The 19,757-nt window shown below is 60.4% G+C and carries 19 protein-coding genes; 7 read left to right on the forward strand and 12 right to left on the reverse strand.

Annotation, left to right across the window (positions count from 1 at the left end; translation table 11 throughout):
- Both DA915_RS25980 and DA915_RS25985 read right to left on the reverse strand, forming a co-directional pair.
- Positions 1–1,878 carry a flavohemoglobin expression-modulating QEGLA motif protein gene (locus tag DA915_RS25980; protein ID WP_107677825.1) on the reverse strand — a complete coding sequence of 626 codons (1,878 nt, stop codon included), beginning with the start codon at positions 1,876–1,878 and terminating at the stop codon, positions 1–3.
- Entirely contained in the window at positions 1,875–2,705 is an 831-nt protein-coding gene (locus DA915_RS25985) for an N-formylglutamate amidohydrolase (protein ID WP_107677730.1), read from the reverse strand. The genes DA915_RS25980 and DA915_RS25985 overlap by 4 nt, the downstream gene beginning before the upstream one ends.
- Before the next feature lie 291 nt (positions 2,706–2,996).
- On the opposite strand from DA915_RS25985, the gene DA915_RS25995 reads away from it, so the two are divergent.
- From DA915_RS25995 to DA915_RS26020, 6 genes are all read left to right on the forward strand, one after another.
- The gene (locus DA915_RS25995; protein WP_020009963.1) at positions 2,997–3,218 is read left to right on the forward strand and encodes a hypothetical protein; all 222 of its coding nucleotides are present in this window, start codon (positions 2,997–2,999) and stop codon (positions 3,216–3,218) included.
- An 18-nt stretch (positions 3,219–3,236) separates the two neighbouring features.
- The gene (locus tag DA915_RS26000; protein ID WP_060727503.1) at positions 3,237–3,797 is read left to right on the forward strand and encodes a type 1 glutamine amidotransferase domain-containing protein; all 561 of its coding nucleotides are present in this window, start codon (positions 3,237–3,239) and stop codon (positions 3,795–3,797) included.
- Positions 3,798–3,858: 61 nt separating this feature from the next.
- Complete coding sequence (locus DA915_RS26005; RefSeq protein ID WP_020009965.1) at positions 3,859–4,299, forward strand: PPC domain-containing DNA-binding protein; 441 nt, start codon at positions 3,859–3,861, stop codon at positions 4,297–4,299.
- Positions 4,300–4,353: 54 nt separating this feature from the next.
- Positions 4,354–5,214, forward strand: a complete 861-nt coding sequence (locus DA915_RS26010; RefSeq protein WP_020009966.1) for a TIGR02587 family membrane protein — start codon at positions 4,354–4,356, stop codon at positions 5,212–5,214.
- 7 nt (positions 5,215–5,221) lie between these two features.
- On the forward strand, positions 5,222–5,632 hold the full coding sequence (locus tag DA915_RS26015) for a TIGR02588 family protein (protein WP_107677731.1): 411 nt from the start codon (positions 5,222–5,224) through the stop codon (positions 5,630–5,632).
- 18 nt (positions 5,633–5,650) lie between these two features.
- On the forward strand, positions 5,651–6,877 hold the full coding sequence (locus DA915_RS26020) for an FAD-binding oxidoreductase (RefSeq protein WP_107677732.1): 1,227 nt from the start codon (positions 5,651–5,653) through the stop codon (positions 6,875–6,877).
- Between the two features lie 6 nt (positions 6,878–6,883).
- On the opposite strand, the gene DA915_RS26025 is transcribed toward DA915_RS26020, so the two are convergent.
- The gene (locus DA915_RS26025; RefSeq protein ID WP_003508703.1) at positions 6,884–7,369 is read right to left on the reverse strand and encodes an MgtC/SapB family protein; all 486 of its coding nucleotides are present in this window, start codon (positions 7,367–7,369) and stop codon (positions 6,884–6,886) included.
- Between the two features lie 172 nt (positions 7,370–7,541).
- Between DA915_RS26025 and DA915_RS26030 the strand changes: the two genes are divergently transcribed.
- Positions 7,542–8,042 carry a ferritin-like domain-containing protein gene (locus DA915_RS26030; protein WP_020009970.1) on the forward strand — a complete coding sequence of 167 codons (501 nt, stop codon included), beginning with the start codon at positions 7,542–7,544 and terminating at the stop codon, positions 8,040–8,042.
- A gap of 70 nt (positions 8,043–8,112) precedes the next feature.
- Here DA915_RS26030 and DA915_RS26035 read toward each other — a convergent pair whose 3' ends face one another.
- The 9 genes from DA915_RS26035 to DA915_RS26080 form a co-directional block, all read right to left on the reverse strand.
- Entirely contained in the window at positions 8,113–10,449 is a 2,337-nt protein-coding gene (locus DA915_RS26035; RefSeq protein ID WP_107677733.1) for a glucose/quinate/shikimate family membrane-bound PQQ-dependent dehydrogenase, read from the reverse strand.
- A gap of 103 nt (positions 10,450–10,552) precedes the next feature.
- Positions 10,553–10,894, reverse strand: coding sequence for a hypothetical protein (locus DA915_RS26040; RefSeq protein ID WP_107677734.1), 342 nt, complete (start codon positions 10,892–10,894; stop codon positions 10,553–10,555).
- A gap of 494 nt (positions 10,895–11,388) precedes the next feature.
- On the reverse strand, positions 11,389–12,432 hold the full coding sequence (locus DA915_RS26050; protein ID WP_060727509.1) for a helix-turn-helix domain-containing protein: 1,044 nt from the start codon (positions 12,430–12,432) through the stop codon (positions 11,389–11,391).
- 118 nt (positions 12,433–12,550) lie between these two features.
- On the reverse strand, positions 12,551–13,336 hold the full coding sequence (locus DA915_RS26055) for a 3-hydroxybutyrate dehydrogenase (protein WP_107677735.1): 786 nt from the start codon (positions 13,334–13,336) through the stop codon (positions 12,551–12,553).
- Positions 13,337–13,340: 4 nt separating this feature from the next.
- Entirely contained in the window at positions 13,341–15,296 is a 1,956-nt protein-coding gene (locus DA915_RS26060) for an acetoacetate--CoA ligase (RefSeq protein ID WP_107677736.1), read from the reverse strand.
- Positions 15,293–16,177 carry a 3-hydroxyisobutyrate dehydrogenase gene (mmsB, locus tag DA915_RS26065; protein WP_107677737.1) on the reverse strand — a complete coding sequence of 295 codons (885 nt, stop codon included), beginning with the start codon at positions 16,175–16,177 and terminating at the stop codon, positions 15,293–15,295. The genes DA915_RS26060 and mmsB overlap by 4 nt, the downstream gene beginning before the upstream one ends.
- A gap of 13 nt (positions 16,178–16,190) precedes the next feature.
- A complete protein-coding gene (locus DA915_RS26070; RefSeq protein ID WP_080867100.1) occupies positions 16,191–17,786 on the reverse strand; it encodes a GMC family oxidoreductase in 1,596 nt (531 codons plus the stop codon).
- A gap of 74 nt (positions 17,787–17,860) precedes the next feature.
- Positions 17,861–18,868, reverse strand: a complete 1,008-nt coding sequence (locus tag DA915_RS26075) for a branched-chain amino acid ABC transporter permease (RefSeq protein ID WP_003508689.1) — start codon at positions 18,866–18,868, stop codon at positions 17,861–17,863.
- A gap of 1 nt (position 18,869) precedes the next feature.
- Positions 18,870–19,757 (reverse strand): branched-chain amino acid ABC transporter permease, encoded by an 888-nt coding sequence (locus DA915_RS26080; protein ID WP_026363562.1) that lies wholly within the window; start codon positions 19,755–19,757, stop codon positions 18,870–18,872.

The following is a 19,757-nucleotide window of genomic DNA, read 5'->3' on the forward strand; positions in this document are numbered from 1 at the left end:
CTATAAAGTCGCCAGTTCGGCAATGGATAATCCCGCCCGTATTTTTTCCAGCCGCTCATTGGCCTTGGCGGGCAGCAGAAATGCGGGTCGGACACCCGGCGGACGAAGCAGGCCGCGCAGGGCGAGCTCCTGCATGACAGGAAAATGGGCGGCGGCGATCTTGCCCATCCAGAACGGATCGAGCGCACCGCCCCTGCGCAGATGGTCCATCACCTCGGCCAACCCGCGCAGATAAATCGCATCCTTGGAAAGACCCCCGCCGCGATAGATGCGCAGCACCATGTTGAAGGCCGCGGCCTCGTCGAAACCGTGTTCGCGGGTCATGATGCGGAAAGTGTCCACGAAAGTCGCACCATCCAGCATGGCGGCGCAGCCGACGACGCGGCCGGCGATCAGCCGCAGGCGCTCGCGCGTCATGCCGCCGGCCAGATGTTCCGCCAGCACCGCCAGCCCTTCCTGCACGCCCTCATAACCGGAAAGGCCGGTGCGGAAGAGCCGCAGCCCCTGAAATGAGCCGTTGAAATAGGTAAGAAGATGCACACCGATCTCGTGCGACAGGAGCGCCTCGACACGGCGCTGTTCCATGACAGTATGGCGGGAGATCAAGAGCTTCTCACCCGTCACCATCAGGCCGGGTGGCAGGTCATCACGGATTTCGACGCGGGCCTTGAATTCCGGCTCCTCGCCCAGATAGGTCTCGACCATTTCGCGCGACTTCCTGGCGACCACGTAACAATCCACCATGGCGATTTCGCCGCTTTCTTGCCTGTGCGGGCAATCCTCAAGCACGCGAAGCGCCAGCGTCAGAAGAGCGGGTTCGACGGCACCATAGAGGGCGCGTGAAAAATCGGTGAAGGTGCGATGATGCAGGCTCGCCAGCATCGTCAGCTGCAGATCGATCTCCCGCTGTTTCTCCCGGTAGAGATGATAGAGCACCGGGTCTTCAAGATGGTCGAAGACGACGGAATAGAGCTTGCGCTTCTGCTCCTCGACATCCACGCCCAGCGGCCGGTAAAGCAGGCGCGGCGCGTACTGGAAGCTGCCATCGCGAAATTCCTCGAACGCCCGCCGCGCATTGATGGGCGTGACGGAGAGAAGAAAATCGAAGGAGGAGACAATCTCGTCGATCGACCGGTCGGCACGTTTGACCGCATCGACAAAGGCCTTGCGGCCAAGCGCCCGGTGACTGGTGACCTTTAACGCATCCATGCCGGAGGAAAAGGACGAAAAGGCCTGCAGACCGGCATCGAAGAGATCGGCAATCATCGTCTCGCGCAGACCGGGATAATCCGCACCGGATTCCGGCTGGCGATAGATCGGCGCGAAGCGCACGCTGATGCAGGGAAAATCCAGTCCGGCATTCTGAAACCGGAGGACCGGGTCGGCTTCCGGCTCCGGCCGGGTGACGCGCGGCGTGCGAAAGCGCACTTCGGCATCGCAGACCGCCTTGATGAAGACCCGACGCGCTTTCTGGGTTTCCGGTTCTGACGTCGCCGAGACCGAAACCTCATAATGCGGCAGGAAGGGAGAGTCGTCGGCGAGCAGGATGTCGTGTTCAAGCTCGCCAATATCGAGAACAATAAAGGCGCCGAAACGCTCGCGCATCACCGCGCCGACCGCCTCGATCAGCGGCGCGGCCTCCTGAATGTTCGAAGCGATGAGATAGGAGGCATGGGCGGCGGCGATGTCGCGCGCGGCGAGATTTTTCGTGCCGCCCGTCAGATGCAGGCAGAGGAACGGCAGCGGCCGGTCGATGTGCAAACGGCCGTCTTTTCCGACATCGCGGCGGATGGCCTTGCCGGCTTCCAGGCATGACACGACGTCGTCGACCAGATCGGTGATTGGGGATGGCGCGCTGCGGACGGGTGAGAGGTTCATCGCCGCGCCCTCAGACATTCTTCGAGAACCGGCTGGAGCGTTGCGATCGCTTCACGAATATCCGCCACCACGCGCTCATCCGGCTTTCCCGTCCACTCGTCCATGAAGAATTTCTTGAACTCGATTGCGATGGCGCAGCCATTTTCGGCGAAACGCTCGTGGATGAAGCGTGTCTGCTCGCCCTTGCCCTGAAACGCCACATTCTCGCGAACATCGAGACGGCGTCCGCCGATGGTCGCAGACGCGAAATGATGACCGACCGCGCTGACGACATCACCCCAGCGGCTACGATCCATGGAAAAGGTGCCGATGTTGATATCGGGTGCTTCCGCCTGCGCCGTCGCCGGTGCGTCGGCGCCCTGGCGGCGATGATTGTAACTGTGCACATCCAGCACCACGAAAGCACCATGCCGTCGCTCGACCGTTGAGAGAACGGTTTCAAGCATCGCATAATAATCAGCGTGGAAATCGAGCGATTGCCGGCTGGCCTGTTCCGGCAGCGTCTGGTTCCAGACCTCCAGCCCCCAGGATTGTTCCGGCTTCAGATAGATCGCCTCATCGGTGGCGCGATTGAGATCGACTTCAAAACGGGAATGGTGAACGACGATCCGGTTCGTCAATCCGGCGACCATCTCGCCGGTAAAGGGATCCTCCTCTCTCAGCCGCTTTTCCGGCGAAAGAGCCATCAGATCGGCTATATCCATGCGGATGAAATGACCGTCATGGATGGCCGTGCCGATAACGGGCGAATTGCCGAAATCGACCGACCAGAAGCCCCTGTTTTCGTTGTTACCCCGGTATTCGCCGTCACTCTGTGTGGCTGCCATGCTGCCTCCCTGCATCGGGGATAAAACAACACGACATGTCCGTTTGTTCCGGTAAAAAATTGCGCACTATTCATTTGTGTCTGGCAATGACGCCGCCTGAAAAAACTGCGGAACCATCCTTTAAAGCCCACGTTGTTCCAGCAGGAGGGCCGCCGTGTCAAACGGACACGATGGTGCCGAAGAACACCGGGATTTTTCCGTTTTCTCCCGGTGGCCAACGAAATGGCAGCCGAGCTTCTTACCCATCCGGCGCCCCTCCGTTCCCGTTTTCCACGCACAAGGAGCTGCGACATGGAAAAGACCGAAACGCGCAAACTTGCGGAAGAATATCTGCGGCTCGGCGGTACCCGCAAGGTCATGATCGACGACAACAAGACCTTCGTGCGCCAATGGAAAGCCGAACCGGCGGAAGCCGAGCGATTTTGGCAAACCAACATCGAAAATCTCGATGAGAAGCGCCTCAAGGACGTGGAATTCTTCCTCCCCTCCATGAATTCCGACAAGGACGACTGAACCCAGAAGGAGACAGATATGACTGCCATCAACGCCGCAAAAATCCTCATTCTCGCAACGGACGGATACGAGCGTTCCGAGCTGCGGGTGCCGTATGACCAGTTGAAGGCCAAGGGTGCGGACGTGAAGATCGCCGCCATCAAGGAGGGCGAAATCAAGAGCTGGGACAAGAAGAACTGGGGCGACAGCATCACCGTCGATCTCTCGGCCAAGACCGTAAAAACCGAAGATTTTGACGCGCTGGTTCTTCCCGGTGGCCAGATCAACCCGGATATTCTGCGCCATGACGAGGATGCGATGCGGGTGGTTCGCGATTTCGTCAAATCGGGCAAGGTGGTTGCCGCCATCTGCCATGCGCCGTGGCTGCTTGTCGAAGCGGACGCCCTGCGCGGCCGCGACGCCACTTCCTATTGGTCGATCAAGACCGACCTCAAGAATGCCGGCGCCAACTGGAAGGATGAAAAGGTGGTAACCGACAAGGGTATCATCACCTCCCGCAGCCCTGACGATCTCGATGCCTTCGTCGCCAAGATCGTGGAAGAGATTGAGGAAGGCCGTCACGAACGTCGCGCCGCTTAAGACACGAACGACATTCCCGTGCCGCCGGTTTCCGGCGGCACTTTTATTTTGGAGGAAGAATATGAAAAGCAGATTGCTGGCAAGCGGCGCGGAGCGCACCTTCATCCTCGTCATCGATCCCGAGGAAGAAGCCTTCGAGGCCATCAGGCGTTTTGCCAGGGCCGAGAACATCAACGCCGCCTCTGTCACCGCGATCGGCGCCTTCGCCACGGCAACGCTCGCCTTTTTTGATCTGTCCACGCAGGACTACAAGGAAATACCGGTCACCGAACAGAGCGAGGTCCTGAGCCTGCTTGGCGACATTACGCTTGACGAGAACGACACGCCCAATCCGCACCTGCATGTGGTTCTGGGTTTTGCCGACGGGTCCACAAAAGGCGGCCATTTTCTGAAGGGCGTGGTTCGTCCCACTCTGGAAGTCGTCATTCGCGAAACGCCCGCAGAATTGCGGCGCAGCTATAACAGGGAATTCGGCATCGCCCTTATTGACCCTGCGAAATAAACCCAACGGAACCGGAAAAACGCCATTGCGTTATCCTTCGCACGAGGGGACGGCATGGCGGCTACGGTCAATCAAAAACATGGGGAAGATGACGAGGTCAGGCAGTTCCTGATCGGCCTTGCGCGCGGCACAGCGGGTGCATTGCTGTTTGCCCTGCCCATGCTGATGACCATGGAAATGTGGTTCCTCGGTCTTTACGTCAACTCATGGCGGCTTCTGCTGCTCTGCATCCTCAACCTGCCGCTGCTTCTTCTTCTCGCCCGCCGCATCGGTTTTGAGAATATCAATTCCTGGAGCCAGGCCCTGCGAGACGCGATAACCGCCTATGGGCTGGGCATCGCTGTCAGCGCGGGCGTGCTCCTGCTGTTCGGCATTCTGAACGACCAGCTCACCGCCTCCAATATCGTCGCCAAGGTCGCGCTGCAATCCGTTCCCGCCAGCATCGGCGCGCTGCTCGGCCGCAGCCAGCTCGGCCAGCATTCCGACGCAGAGGATGAAGAGGAAGGCGAGTATTCCGGCGAGACAGGTTATCTGCACGAGCTTTTCATGATGGTGGTGGGCGCGCTCTTCCTCAACCTCAATGTCGCCCCGACGGAGGAAATGATCCTGATCGCCTACAAGGTGACGCCCTATCACGTTCTGGCCCTTTGTCTGCTGTCGATCGCCATCATGCATGGCTTTGTCTATGCGCTTCACTTCAAGGGCTCGCATCAGCTGCATGAAGGACAGCAATGGTGGCAATCCTTCATCCGCTTCACCCTGCCCGGCTACGTCATCGCCATCGCCATCAGCATCTATACGCTCTGGACCTTCGAGCGCCTCGACCACACCTCGCTGTCGCAGATCATGAATGCCGCTGTCATTCTCGGTGTTCCCGCCTCGATCGGCGCGGCGTCGGCCCGGCTGATCCTGTGAGGACAAGATGACGATATCGAAAGACGGAAAACAGACGGAAAGCGCCGATCCGCATTGGATCGAATGGGTGACGGGAACCATCTGCACCTTGCTCGTCGCCGCGATGCTCGGCTGGATCGCCTATGACATCTATCGCTATGTACCCGAGGATGCCCGCTTCGACATCGCCGTCACCAGCGTGGAGGGGCAGCCCGGGCAATATCGGGTGAAATTCGACATCCGCAACCTCTCCATGACCACCGCAGCGCAGGTGCAGGTGCGCGGCGACCTGCAGCGGAATGACGCCGCGCCGGAAAACGCCGATGTGACCTTCGATTATGTCGCCTCGGAATCGAAGGACAGCGGCACGCTTTTCTTCCGCAGCGATCCCCGCAGCGGAACGCTCACCATCAATGTCGCCGGTTATACCGAGCCTTGACCCATTCAGGACATCTTCATGACGACACCGGAACTGACGAAAGAACGCGATCTCAGGGATTCAAAACCGGTCTGGGCCGATAGCACGCGCATCGGCATCCGCAGCGGGCACACACCCGCCGTCGACCATTACGACACGATCGTGGTCGGCGCCGGCATCAGTGGCGCACTCGTAGCCCATGCCCTGCAAAGGCCGGGTCAATCCATGCTCATCATCGACCGGCGCGAACCGGTCATGGGCAGCAGCGTGGCCAGCACCGCAATGATACAGCACGAGATCGACACGCCGCTGACGGAACTCAGAAAGATGATCGGCAGGCCCGCGGCCGACAGGGCATGGCAGCGTTCCGCACGCGCCGTCCTGCGTCTGGAGGAAATCGTCTCCTCGCTTGGCATCTCCTGCAGCATGAAGCGCAAGCAGGCGCTTTATCTCGCCGGAGACGAAATGGGATCGCGCGCGTTGAAAGCCGAAGCGGCCGCGCGCAAAGAGGCTGGCATCGAAGCCCGCGTCCTCTCCGCTGCAGAACTGCGAGAGCAATATGGGCTGGACCGGACCGCCGCCATCCTCAGCGATATCTCGGCCTCCGCCAATCCCGCACAGCTGACGGCCGGCCTTTTGCGCCATACGGCCGGCGCAGGCGCCGAAATCGTTTCCCAGCTTGAGATCACCGATCTTAGAAACCTCGGCAACGAGGTTGTCCTCGCCACCGCCGGCGGCAAGATCCTTTCCGCACGCAATGTCGTTTTCTGCACCGGCTATGAATTCCTGAAAATGCTGGAGAGCCCGAAACACCAGATCATCTCCACCTGGGCGCTGGCGAGCAGAAAGCGGCTCGATCTACCCGGCTGGCTGGAGAACCATATCGTCTGGGAAGCGTCCGATCCCTATCTTTACCTGCGCACCGACCGCGAGGGGAGGATGATCGCCGGAGGCGAGGACGAGGAAAACCCCACCGCCTATCTGTCGGAGCGCAAGCTTTCCGCGAAGGCGAAGACGATCAGCCGCAAGATCGAAAGGCTTCTTGGCATCGATATGGGAGAGCCGGACTATCGCTGGGCCGCGGCCTTCGGCACAACCACCACCGGCCTGCCGCTGATCGGCGCGGTGCCGGGCATGAAAAACGTCTATGCCGTGATGGGTTTCGGCGGTAATGGCATCACCTTCAGCCAGATCGCCGCCGAAATCGTGGCGGCCGCCGTTAATGGCGGCAAGGACCCGGACGCCGATCTCTTCCGTTTCGGCTGATGCCCGTCAATCCTCCTTGATTCCGGTGGCCACCTGCAAGCGACGGAGCGTCCAAAGGACAACGATACCGGCGCCTGCGGCAACAAGGGCAAGCGGCCACATGCCGAGACCTGCCGAGAGGCCGATTGCCGCCGAAAGCCACATGCTGGCGCCCGTCGTCAGGCCTTTGACATCCCCTCTCGTATAAACGACCACACCCGCTGCGAGAAAGGCGATGCCCGCCGTCACGGCTTCCACCAGACGGATAGGATCGAGCCGCGCGGCCTCATGACCTTCCGCCATCGTCTCCATCATATGAATGGTGATGATGCAGAAGGTGACGGCAGCAAGGCCGATGAGCATGTTGGTGCGCAAACCGGCCGTGTTCTTGTGAAACTCCCGCTCCAGACCGATCAGGCCGCACAGGATGACCGCGCCGAACACGCGCACCAGCAGTACCTCGAAGGGGATGGAAATATTCATGGAAAATTCTTCTGCAAGGCTCTGGGGCACGTCATGTCTCCTCCCGACATTTATTCCCACTAAGTTCGGAAAGGCTGCGTTGGTTCCGCGCAGCAATATAAACGTTGCGCGCAACCGAGCCGGAACCATGGCAGCGGCAAAGGGTTTGTCTCCCGTGCGCATGGGCGCACATCATGCATTTTCACACATGGGAGAAGGACCAATGGCCGAGAAGAAACTCGACGACCTGTTTTACGACACGCTGAAGGACATCTACTACGCCGAAAGGCAGATCCTGAAGGCCCTGCCGAAAATGGCGCGGGCGGCAACCGACCCGAAGCTGAAACAGGCTTTTGAAAAGCACAAGGAAGAAACCCAGGGCCACGTCGAACGCCTGCAGGAAGTATTCGAGATCATTGGCAAGCGCGCACAGGGCAAGACCTGCGAAGCCATCCAGGGCATTATCGCCGAGGGCGAGGAGATCATGGAGGACTTCAAAGGCACACCCGCGCTTGATGCCGGTCTCGTTTCGTCGGCACAGGCGGTCGAACACTATGAGATCGCCCGCTACGGCACGCTTAAGGCCTGGGCGGAAAAGCTGGGCCACACCAAGGCGGTTTCGCTGCTGGATGCCACGCTCAAGGAAGAGGCAAAGACCGACGATGCGCTGACCGCGCTCGCCGAGACTTCGGTCAACGCCGCCGCCCAGAAAAAGGCCGCGTAATACCCCTCAACAACAAAAACCGGAATGGTCACCCATTCCGGTTTTTTATGTGTCTTGAAGACTGCAGAGATTACGGCAGGGTATAGGCGATCACATAATCGCCCGGCTTGGTTCCGACGGAACCGTGACCACCTGCAACCATCACCACATATTGCTTGCCGCCCTCCAGTGCATAGGTCATGGGCGTTGCCTGGCCGCCGGCCGGCAGGCGCGCTTCCCATAGCTGCTTGCCGGTGGTGAGGTCATAGGCGCGCAGATAGTTGTCGACGGCAGCACCGAGGAAGGCCACGCCACCCTTGGTGATCATCGGCCCGCCAATGCCAGGCACGCCCACCTTGAAGGGCAGTGGCAGCGGCGTCATGTCATAGACCGTGCCGTTCTTGTGCTTGTAGGCGATATCGCCGGTGCGCAGGTCGGCACCCGTGACATAACCCCATGGCGGGGCCTGGCAAGGGATTTTCAGCGGACCGAGGAACGGACCCATGAACACGCCGTAGGGTGCGCCATCATTGCGGTTCAGGCCCTGTTCGCTACCCTTCTCGTCCTGACCCTTCGGCGGAATGTCGGCGCGCGGCACGAGCTGCGAGGTGAAGGCGAGATATGTCGGCATGCCGAACATGACCTGGCGTTCGGGGTCGACCGCGACGCTGCCCCAGTTGAAGGTGCCGAAATTGCCGGGATAGATGATCGAGCCGGTCAGTGACGGCGGCGTATAGCGGCCCTTGTAGTTCAGCTGATGGAAGCGGATGCGGCAGGCGAGTTGGTCGAACATGGAGACGCCCCACATGTCCTTTTCCTGCAATGGCTCCGGCTTGAACGACAAGGCCGTCGTCGGCTGCGTCGGTGAGGTGAAGTCCTCAGGGATCGCACCGCCCGGCGCCGGCTCCTCCGTGATCGGCAGAAGCGGCTCGCCGGTGCGCCGGTCGAGAACGTAGATATCGCCCTGCTTGGTCGGACCGACGAGAGCCGGGATGGTCTGGCCGTCCTTGGTGATGTCGAGCAGCACTGGCTGGGCCGGCACGTCCATGTCCCAGAGATCGTGATGAACCGTCTGGCGCACCCAGCGATCCTTGCCGGTGTTAATATCGAGCGCGACGATGGAGGAAGAATATTTCTCCACATTCTCGCTGCGGCCCATGCCGAGCTGATCCGGCACCTGATTGCCGAGCGGGATATAAACGAGACCGAGGCCTTCATCATAACTGAAGACCGACCAGCTGTTGGGCGAATTGGTGGTGTAGGTCTCACCCGCCGCAATCGGTTCGGTTTTCGCCGGATTGCCGGAATCCCAGTTCCAGACGAGCGCACCGCTATTCACATCGAAAGCGCGGATGACACCGGACTGTTCCTGCGTGGAATAGTTGTCGTTCACCGCGCCGCCGATGATGATCTTGCCCGCCGCGATGACCGGCGGCGAGGTCGAATAATAATAGCCGGCAGGATTGTATTTCATGCCCTGCTCAAGATGCAGCACACCCTGATCGGCAAAAGACGTGCAGACCTGACCGGTGGCCGCGTCAAGCGCGATCAGCCGCGCATCCGAGGTCGGCAGGTAGACGCGTTGGGCGCAGGCCGTGCCTTCAACCGCATTGGGCTCGGCATAATAGGACACGCCGCGGCAGGTCTGGTGCTGGCGGTCCGGATTAAGACCGACATTCGGGTCATATTTCCACTTTTCCTTGCCGGTGGCGGCATCGATGGCAATCGCCCAATTATGCGGTGTGCAGATATAAAGCGTATTGCCGATCTTGAGCGGCGTCACCTGATAGGTGGTTTCTCCCACATCATCAGGCAGCTTCACATCGCCAGTCTGGTAACGCCAGGCCTCCTTGAGCTGCGAGACATTCTCGACATTGACCTGGGTCAGCGGCGAATAACGCTGTCCATAGGGCGTGCGGCCATATTGATGCCAGTCACCGTCAGGCACATTGCCGCCATAGGCCGGCGTGGCCGAGGCGGTTTCCTGCGGCAGGGAACCTGCCGTATCGTGTGGATCCTGCGCCATGGAATATCCGGCCACGACGATGGAGGCGAGCACGGAGAGCGCAAGCGGCCAGGCGTTCGGCCCGTAGCGAAGCCCGGTGGGGCTCGCAAAACCGAGCGGCTTCCGGACCCATGGAACCAGAAGCCACAGCCCGATGAGAATGACGATGCCGCCGCGCGGGCCAAGCTGCCACCAGTCGAAGCCGACTTCCCAGATGGCCCAGGCAAGCGTGGCGCCAATGAAGACGGCATAGACGTGAAGGGCTGCGCGATTGCGCTTGAACAGCAGAACGGCCGTCAACAGGAAGGCCAGTCCGGAAAGCACGTAATAAAAGCTCCCGCCCAGCATGATGAGCTGAGAGCCGAAACCGAACAGCCCAAGACCGATCAGCGTAAGAACAACTGCAGTGACGGTGACTGCCATGAATGAAACCCCCGATTCCTGTCACTTTGCGTGAAATGAAATCGGGCGCAATCTGGTTCCATGGAAATTATCATCATCGCGAAAAAACTTCACGCCAGGGTGGTCACGGGTTTTGCGGCACCCCTGTCGAATCCTGTGGCGAGGGGTTTGTCTCTGTCGATGACGGTGGTTGCGCGCGGCCATTCGCGGGATTGTTGTCGAAGCTTCCCGATCCGGACGGCTGCTGCGGCACGGGCGCAGTCTCGGTCTGTGGGTTCTGCGGCAGGTTTTGGTCGGGTTCGAAAACGGAATATTCGACGACAGCCCAGACCACCAATGCAAGAAGCACGCTGACGATCAGAATGACCAGGACGGGACGTCCGCGCGATCCCTGCCGCGCACGCGTTGCCGTTTCGCTTTTCGGAGTATCCCGACTGTCGAGATAGCTGGCATTTTCTCTGGCCATGTCTTTCACTCCCTGTAACCCTGTTGATCTAATCCTTGGGGTCAGGGTTTTGTTCCAGATCGCCGGAGAACGACGTTAACCGCACTCGGCCGGCAAACGCGCCCTGTCACAGTCTTCCGCATCCAGCGCGCTGAAGCTTTGCCCAAGCCCGAGCCAGGAAACCGGCAGGCGTGCTTCGCCGTCATCCGTTTCCGACGGATCGTCTGAGGAGCTGTCAAAATTCGCCGATGGCAGGGGCGATGGCGACCTGTGAAATGTGGCGCCGGAAAAGGAGAGGTGTTGTTTTACCGCACGGCGCCATTGGCGACACAGGTCCAGAAAAGCGAGGATTCTCAGCATCATGATTGTCAGGCAATATATTGATAAAAATAACACGCCCTGTTTGGCACGTCTGGAAGACATGCGCATCCCCATCGAGCCGCAGCCGCAACGAATGGTCGGATTGTGCCAACAAACCGTCATAAAGTGTCAGAACGGCGCGCGGCCAATCGTCATCAGCGGCCGAGCTGCACGATCCAGCGTGTCCATTCCGCGCTATCCGGCTTCAGAATATCCGACGTGAGGTCGCGGTTTTCCGAAGCGAAATGCCGCATTTGACGCGGCGAAAGGCCGAAAGTCTTCTTGAAGACGCGGCTGAAATTTTCCGGATTGGTGAAACCATAGGACGCGGCAACCTCGGCAATCGTCATATGCGCCGATTGTGGTGCCCGCAGGAAATCCATCGCGCGTTCGAGACGCCGATGGGTGATGCAGGCCGAAAACCCGCCCAGCGGCTCGAAGAGCCGGTAGACGGTGCGTCGCGACACGCCGAATTCGCCCATGACCTTTTCCACCGACAGGGCCGGATCGAGAAGGTGACTGTCGATATAACGGCGGATGGATGCCCTGAGCGCCCGCTGCACGCCCTGCGCATTGTCTTCCCGGACATGATTGTTGATGGCGGCCGCAGCCAGTTCCAGAAGCGGCGAGACCGTGGCTGCGCCCTCGCTGGCGTTCATGACGTCGAAATGGCGATAGATGCTCGTCATCGTTTCGCGCAGCAGCGATACCAGCGGCAAGCCGGCCGGCAGCACGCGTTCATGATGATTGCCGGAACCGGCAAGCCTGCCTTCCAGCAGCCGGCGCGGCACGACGAGGCTGAGATGATCGTGATCCGAGGTGGCGGTGGCCAGTGGCTGCGCCATATCGATGAGATAGAGGTCGCCCGGACCAGCGGTCTCGCCCGATCCGCGCCGCGACATGCTCTTCCCGCTGGCGTAAAATTGCAGGAGAAAACCGTCCATGCCGTCGCGGGCAAGCTTGTGGCGCGAACGGTCGAAATCCTGCGCCGAGGACTGGGTGCGGCCGAGCGCGACATTGCCGATGAAAGCGGCGTCCACGCTGGCGAAAAAACCATCATCCTGCGAGCGGCGCAGGCGAGCATCAAAAAGCACGTTGATTGAATCCCGCCACAACGCCATGGCGTCGCGTTTCGGCACCTGACGCGTATCGAAGCGCGAACGCGCCAGCGGCGCTTCAAAAGACCCTGTGTTCATCATGCCGCTTTTCCGTGAACACGGCGCTGACCCCGCCGTCCACGAAAACTATACAGGATTGAAATCGCCTAACAATACCGGAAACCGGCGCGATCGTTCGCTTCAAGCGCGTGCGCGAAATTTATTTCGCCGTCCAGCCGCCGTCGATGGAAATGGTGGTGCCGGTGATGGAGCGCGCCATATCGCCAGCGAGATAAAGCGCCATTTCCGCCACTTCTTCCGGTTGCACAAACCGTCTGGTCGGCTGCGGCGCAAGCATCACCTTCTTCACCACTTCCTCCTCGCTCATGCCGTGCACGCGCGCCTGATCGGCGACCTGGGCGGCGACAAGCGGGGTCCAGACATAACCGGGGCAGATGGCGTTGCAGGTAATGCCGAGTTCGGCGACTTCCAGCGCCACGCTTTTCGTCAGGCCCACCACCGCATGTTTGGTCGCCACATAAGGCCCCTTGAAGGGTGACGCGCGCAGACCATGGGCGGAGGCGATGTTGACGATGCGGCCCCAGCCCCTTTCCTTCATGCCGGGCAGCGCCGCATGGATGGTGTGAAACGCGCTGTCGAGCGAGATGGCGACGATGCGGGAGAAATCGGCGAAATCGAACTCGTCAATCGGTGCGACTTTCTGGATGCCGGCATTGTTGACGAGGACGTCGATATGACCAAACTCGGCGATGACGGTTTCCGGCAGATGCGCGCTTTCATCATAGTTGGCGAGATTGGCGGAAAAATAGACCGGCCTCTGCCGCGCCACCTGCGCCACCATCTCCAGGGCCTGCGCCGCCTCCTCCGTCGTCTCTATGCCATGCACCGCGACCAGATATCCCGCTTCGGCGAAACGTTTGGCGATGGCGAGCCCGATGCCGCTGGTGGAACCCGTGACGAGCACGGTTTTCGGTTGATCCTCCATCGGCCTAGTCCTTCAGCTGCGGCAGGTTGCGGAAAAGTTCGAGCGCTTCAGGATTGGCAAGCGCATCGGCATTCTTCACCGGCCGGCCATGGATGGTATCGCGAACCGCGATTTCGGAAATCTTGCCCGAACGGGTGCGGGGAATGGCGCTGACGGCAATGATTTTTGCCGGGACATGCCGCGGCGTGGCGCCCGAACGGATGCGGCTGCGGATGGTCTTTTCCAGCGCTTCCGTCAGGGCTGCGCCGTCCTTCATGCGCAGGAAGAGGATGACCCTCTGGTCACCGTCGATATCCTGCCCGACGGCAATCGCCTCCTCCACTTCAGGCACGGCTTCCACCTGCCGGTAGATTTCCGCAGTCCCGATGCGAACCCCGCCGGGATTGAGGGTCGTGTCCGAGCGTCCATGGATGACATATCCGCCCGAAGGGCGCATTTCGGCAAAATCGCCATGCGCCCAGATGCCGGGAAAGCGGTCGAAATAGGCGGCCTGATACCGCGAACCGTCCTCGTCGCCCCAGAACTTCACCGGCATGGACAGATGCGCATTGCGGCAGACGAGTTCACCGGCAACGCCGCGAACGGAACGGCCCTCATCATCCAGCGTGTCGATATCCATGCCGAGCATCGCCCCCTGCAATTCGCCGCGATGCACGGGCTGCAGCGGATTGCCGCCGAGGAAACAGGCGCAGATGTCAGTACCGCCGGAAATGGAGGCGAGATGCACGTCAGCCTTCCAGTCGCGATAGATATAATCGAAGGATTGCGGGATGAGCGGCGAGCCGGTGGAAAGGATCGTTCTGAGCGACGAAAGGTCATGGCTTTCACTCGGCTTCAACCCGGCCTTCAGGCAGGCATCGATAAACTTCGCCGATGTGCCGAAAGTGGCTATCCGTTCGGCACCGATGAGATCGATCAGCCGCGCGGATGTTGGATAACCGGGATTGCCGTCATAGGTGACAAGCGTTGCGCCGAGCGCCAGACCGGAGACCTGCCAGTTCCACATCATCCAGCCGCAGGTGGTGAAATAGAAGAAACGCTCGCCTTCCTGAATATCGCATTGCAGTTTCAGCTCCTTCATATGCTGAAGAAGCAGGCCGCCGCCGGAATGGGTGATGCATTTCGGCTTGCCTGTTGTACCCGAGGAATAAAGGATCGCCAGCGGCGCCTTGACGGGCAGACGGTTGAAGGCAATCTCGCCCGCGGCATAAGGCGCGACGAAATCCTTGAGCGTCACACAGTCGAGATCGGCGAGGCTTTCGGGAACGGCATCGCCGATCAGCACGATCTTTTCAGGAGCCGCACTTTCCGCCACCGCACGGATGGTCGGGCCGACATCGATGCGTTTGCCGGCATAACCATATTCCGACACGGCGATGAGGATTTTCGGGTCGATCTGCGACAGGCGGTCGGAAGCGCCGGCCGGGCCGAAATCCGGCGAGCAGGAAGACCAGATGGCTCCAATGGCGCTGACAGCCAGATAGCTGACGATCGCCTCGATATCATGGGTGACGATGGCGCCGACGCGGTCGCCTTCCTTCACGCCCGCATCAACGAGCGCCTGCACCATCAGGGACACTTCGTCGTAAAGCTGTCTGCGGCTGATCTCGCGGCGCGTGCCATCGTCGCGATGGGCGATGATGGCCAGCCTCTCGTCGGCATCGCGCAGCAGGTTTTCGGCGTAATTGAGCCTTGCGCCCGGATAGAACTCAGCGTCTCGTATAGTCTTGCCGGGTTTGAATGCCATCTCGCTGCGGGTTCCGATAATGCCGAGTTCGTCCCAAAGCGCATCGTAAAATTCGTTCGGCGCGTCGATCGACCAATGCAGCAGGCTGGCGTAGTCATCAGCCGCCTGCTTGTGCAGCTCTGCAGTTCTGGCCGCGAATGAAAACAGAGCCGAGTGCTTCACCCTCTTCTCCGGCGGCACCCATAAGATGTCGGATGGCGCGGCGTCCGTCATGCTTTGCCCCCGCGCAGCATTTCGACGATGGCGGAAAAATCGCGCCCGCCGCTCCCGTCATCAACGAAATTCTCATAAAGCGCCGCCGCAGCTGCGCCGAGCGGGGTGGAGGCCCCGGCACCGTTCGCCGCCTCCTGCGAAAGCTTCAGATCCTTGAGCATCAAGTCCGCCGCAAATCCGGGCTGGTAATCCTTGTTGGCTGGTGATGTCGGCACCGGTCCCGGCACCGGGCAATAGGTGGTGAGCGACCAGCATTGCCCCGAAGAGGTGGAGGCGACATCGAACAGCGCCTGATGCGAAAGGCCGAGTTTTTCGCCCAGCACGAAGGCTTCGGAAACGGCGATCATGGAAATACCGAGGATCATGTTGTTGCAGATCTTGGCAGCCTGCCCGTTGCCGCCCTTGCCGCAATGCACGATCTTCTTGCCCATCGCTTCCAGCACCGGTTTTGCCGCAGAGAAGGCCTCCGCTTCGCCGCCGCACATGAAAGTCAGGGTGCCCGCCGCAGCCCCGCCCGTTCCGCCGGAAACGGGCGCATCGACCGAGGGGCAACCGGCGGAAGCGGCCAGTTCATGCGCCTTCAGCGCGCTTTCCATATCCACCGTCGAGCAATCGATGAGCAGCGTGCCGGCAGAGATCTTTTTAACCAGATCGCCATAGGCGGAAACGACATGTTCGCCCTTCGGCAGCATGGTGATGATCACCTCAGCCGCTTCGATGGCCTCGGCGGAATCCGCGGCAACGGGAATGCCCGCCTCTTTCGCCGCCGCGCGGCAGGCGTCGGCAAGATCGTAACCCCTGACGGCATAACCCGCCTTGACGAGATTGGCGGCCATCGGCAGGCCCATATGTCCCAGCCCGAGAAAAGCGACGGTCTTCATCGGTGCGCTCCTTTCAGCGATTATCCGCAAGGATCATGTCGGCGGCCTTTTCGGCAATCATGATCGTCGGCGAATTGGTATTTCCGGATGTGATGCGCGGCATGACGGAGGCGTCGGCAACGCGCAGCCCGGCAAGCCGCCGGAACTTCAGCCGTGCATCGACAACGCTTTCCATATCCGACCCCATGCGCAGCGTGCCGACGGGGTGGAAGATAGTGGTGCCGATATCGCCCGCCGCCTTGGCGAGATCATTGTCATTTTCAAAGGAGGGGCCGGGCCGGTATTCCTCCGGCTTGAAGCGGGAAAAAGCCGGCTGGGCGACGATGCGGCGCGTCAGCCGCATGGCGTCGATCGCCACCTGCCGGTCGCCTTCGGTGGAAAGATAGTTCGGGCGGATTTCCGGCTGCATGGCGAAATCCGGTCCTTTCACATGCACTGAGCCGCGGCTTTCCGGCCGCAGATTGCAGACACTTGCGGTAATGGCCGGAAAAGTGTGAACCGGATCACCAAACTTGTCGAGCGAAACCGGCTGGACATGATATTCCAGATCGGCGGTTTCCTTTTCCGGCGAGGAGCGGGTGAAGACGCCGAGCTGGCTCGGCGCCATCGACATCGGCCCGGAGCGGGTGAGCGCATATTCGAGACCGATCCTCGCCTTGCCGAACAGGGTGGAGGCCCTTTCATTCAACGTCAGGACGCCGGAGACCTTGTAGACCATGCGCAGCTGCAGATGGTCCTGCAGGTTCTCGCCCACACCCTGGACCTCCGCCACCGTATCGATACCGGCAGCCTGCAACACATCGCCACGACCGACACCGGAAAGCTCCAGAATATGCGGCGAGCCGATCGCACCGGCGGACAGCACCGTCTCGCGCCGGGCGCGCATCTTTTTCAAGACGCCGTCATGGTGGAACTCGACGCCGGTAACCCGGCCTTCTTCGATGATGAGACGCTTGACGTGAGCCTTGGTCAAAACCGTCAGGTTCTTGCGGCCAAGCGCCGGCTTCAGGAAGGCTTTTGCCGTGTTCCAGCGCCAGCCGGCCCGCTGGTTCACATCGAAATAACCGGCGCCTTCATTGTCGCCCCGGTTGAAATCATCGGTCGCGGGAATGCCGGCTTCTCCTGCCGCCTTCTGGAAGGCGTCAAGCACATCCCAGCGCACGCGCGCCTTCTCCACGCGCCATTCACCGCCGGCAGAGTGCAGGTCGCTTTTGCCGCGATAAAAATCTTCCGATTTCAGGAAATAGGGCAGGATGTCGTTCCACCCCCAGCCCTCGCAACCGAGCTGCCGCCAGAGATCATAGTCCCGCGCCTGCCCGCGCATATAGATCATGCCGTTGATGGAGGAGCAGCCGCCCAAAACCTTGCCGCGCGGATAGATCAGCGAACGGCCGTTAAGCCCCGGCTCTTCCGCCGTCTTGAAACACCAGTCGGTGCGCGGATTGTTGATGCAATAGAGATAACCGACCGGAATATGGATCCAGTGGTAGTTGTCGTTGCCGCCAGCCTCCAGCAGCAGCACGCGGTTGTTCGGATCTTTCGAAAGGCGGTTGGCGAGGACACATCCGGCACTCCCCGCTCCGATGACGATATAGTCATATTCGCCCATGCTTTTCTCCATGCGCCGCCCTTGCCGCACCGTCCCGGACGCGGGGGAAGCCTTTCAAGTGTTTTCAAAAATCTCTAGCCGCGGTGCTGGAAGCCGAGTTTTCTCCCGAGCCACGACGCATAAAATTCGCCGATCAGACCACGCCGGAACACCAGAACGCAGGCCATGAAGACAAGCCCGGTGATGATGGTGACCGGGAAATCCGATGTCGCGAGATAGTTCTGCAGGGTGACAACGAGACCCGCGCCGAAGATAGGGCCGATCATGGTGCCGATGCCGCCGAGCAGCGTCATCAGGATCACCTCGCCCGACATCTGCCAGGTGACGTCGGTCAGCGTCGCGAACTGGAAGACCAGCGCCTTCAGACCGCCCGCAAGACCGGCCAGCGCCGCCGACATGACGAAAGCGCCAAGCTTGTAACGCTGCACGCTGTAACCCAGCGAAATGGCGCGCTGCTCGTTTTCACGGATCGACTTCAGGATCATGCCGAAGGGCGAGTTGACGAAACGCCAGATGACCAGAAGTGCCAGGACAAAGGCGGCCAGCACCGTGTAATAAATATTGAGCGGCGCATTGAGATCGAGAAGACCGAAAAGATGACCGCGCGGCACGCCCTGCAAGCCGTCCTCGCCATGGGTAAACGGCGCCTGAAGGCAGAAGAAATAAAACATCTGCGATAGCGCGAGCGTGATCATGGCGAAATAGATGCCCTGACGGCGAATGGCGAAAAAGCCGATGACGAGGCCGAGAAGGGCCGCGCCCGCCATGCCGATGACAAGGCCGATCTCCGGCGTAACGCCCCATTCCTTCACCGAATAGGCGGTGAAATAGGCCGCCCCGCCAAAAAACGCCGCATGGCCGAAGGACAACAGCCCCGTATAACCGATCAGCAGGTTGAAGGCGCAGGCGAACAGCGCAAAGCACAGAAGCTTCATCAGAAAGATCGGGTAAACGAACATCGGCGCGGCGATCAACACGGCAAGACCCGCCAGTATGAGAACGGTCTTGATGGTTCCGGCGGTCGCCGAAACTTCCGTCTGCGGCAGCGTGCCGGCAGTGGGGCTATGAGTGGCTTTGGACATATCAGGCGTCCTTTCCGAAAAGTCCGGCGGGGCGGATGAGCAGCACAAAGGCCATGATGACGAAGATGACGATATTGGAGGCTTCCGGGTAGAACACCTTGGTGAGGCCCTCTGCGACGCCCAGCATGTAACCGGTGACGATGGCGCCCATGATCGACCCCATGCCGCCGACCACGACAACCGCGAAGACGACGATGATGAGGTTCGTGCCCATCAGCGGCGAGACCTGATAGATGGGCGCGGCGAGAACCCCGGTGAACCCGGCAAGGCCGGCACCCAGCGCGTAGGTCAGCGTCAGGAGAACAGGCACATTGATGCCGAAAGCCTGCACCAGCGTCGGGTTTTCGGTGGCAGCGCGCAGATAGGAGCCAAGACGCGTCTTTTCGATCAAAGCCCAGGTGGCAATGCAGACGATGAGCGAAATCACGACGACGAAAGCGCGGTAATTCGGCAGGAACATGAAGCCGAGATTGGTGCCGCCGGCAAGCTCGCGCGGAACCGAATAGGGTTGGCCCGCCGCGCCATAAAGCCAGCGGAACGTGCCTTCCACCACCAGCGCCAGGCCGAAGGTGAAAAGCAGCCCGTAAAGCGGATCGAGATCATAAAGCCGCGACAGCAGAAAGCGTTCGATGATCGCGCCGAAAAGTGCGACGACAAGCGGCGTGACGATGAGCGCCACCCAGAAAGTGATGCCGAAATACTGAAGGCCGAGAAAGGCGACGAAAGCGCCGAGCATATATTGCGCGCCATGGGCAAAATTGATGACGCGCAGCAGGCCGAAAATGACGGCAAGGCCGAGCGACAGCAGCGCATAAAAGGACCCATTGATGAGGCCCACCAGCAATTGCCCGAGCAGTGCCTGAATTGGAACGCCGAAGATCATTGTCAT

The organism is Agrobacterium sp. LAD9 (assembly GCF_003031125.1).
Taxonomy (GTDB): domain Bacteria; phylum Pseudomonadota; class Alphaproteobacteria; order Rhizobiales; family Rhizobiaceae; genus Agrobacterium; species Agrobacterium radiobacter.

Coding starts and splice junctions, on each gene's coding strand:
- DA915_RS25985 (WP_107677730.1), bottom strand. CDS start 2,705: ATGGCAGCCACACAGAGTGACGGCGAATACCGGGGTAACAACGAAAAC.
- DA915_RS26050 (WP_060727509.1), bottom strand. CDS start 12,432: ATGATGAACACAGGGTCTTTTGAAGCGCCGCTGGCGCGTTCGCGCTTC.
- DA915_RS26075 (WP_003508689.1), bottom strand. CDS start 18,868: ATGTCCAAAGCCACTCATAGCCCCACTGCCGGCACGCTGCCGCAGACG.
- mmsB (WP_107677737.1), bottom strand. CDS start 16,177: ATGAAGACCGTCGCTTTTCTCGGGCTGGGACATATGGGCCTGCCGATG.
- DA915_RS26000 (WP_060727503.1), top strand. CDS start 3,237: ATGACTGCCATCAACGCCGCAAAAATCCTCATTCTCGCAACGGACGGA.
- DA915_RS26010 (WP_020009966.1), top strand. CDS start 4,354: ATGGCGGCTACGGTCAATCAAAAACATGGGGAAGATGACGAGGTCAGG.
- DA915_RS26035 (WP_107677733.1), bottom strand. CDS start 10,449: ATGGCAGTCACCGTCACTGCAGTTGTTCTTACGCTGATCGGTCTTGGG.
- DA915_RS26070 (WP_080867100.1), bottom strand. CDS start 17,786: ATGGGCGAATATGACTATATCGTCATCGGAGCGGGGAGTGCCGGATGT.
- DA915_RS26060 (WP_107677736.1), bottom strand. CDS start 15,296: ATGACGGACGCCGCGCCATCCGACATCTTATGGGTGCCGCCGGAGAAG.
- DA915_RS26015 (WP_107677731.1), top strand. CDS start 5,222: ATGACGATATCGAAAGACGGAAAACAGACGGAAAGCGCCGATCCGCAT.
- DA915_RS26030 (WP_020009970.1), top strand. CDS start 7,542: ATGGCCGAGAAGAAACTCGACGACCTGTTTTACGACACGCTGAAGGAC.
- DA915_RS26005 (WP_020009965.1), top strand. CDS start 3,859: ATGAAAAGCAGATTGCTGGCAAGCGGCGCGGAGCGCACCTTCATCCTC.
- DA915_RS26040 (WP_107677734.1), bottom strand. CDS start 10,894: ATGGCCAGAGAAAATGCCAGCTATCTCGACAGTCGGGATACTCCGAAA.
- DA915_RS25980 (WP_107677825.1), bottom strand. CDS start 1,878: ATGAACCTCTCACCCGTCCGCAGCGCGCCATCCCCAATCACCGATCTG.
- DA915_RS26055 (WP_107677735.1), bottom strand. CDS start 13,336: ATGGAGGATCAACCGAAAACCGTGCTCGTCACGGGTTCCACCAGCGGC.
- DA915_RS26020 (WP_107677732.1), top strand. CDS start 5,651: ATGACGACACCGGAACTGACGAAAGAACGCGATCTCAGGGATTCAAAA.
- DA915_RS25995 (WP_020009963.1), top strand. CDS start 2,997: ATGGAAAAGACCGAAACGCGCAAACTTGCGGAAGAATATCTGCGGCTC.
- DA915_RS26080 (WP_026363562.1), bottom strand. CDS start 19,757: ATGACAATGATCTTCGGCGTTCCAATTCAGGCACTGCTCGGGCAATTG.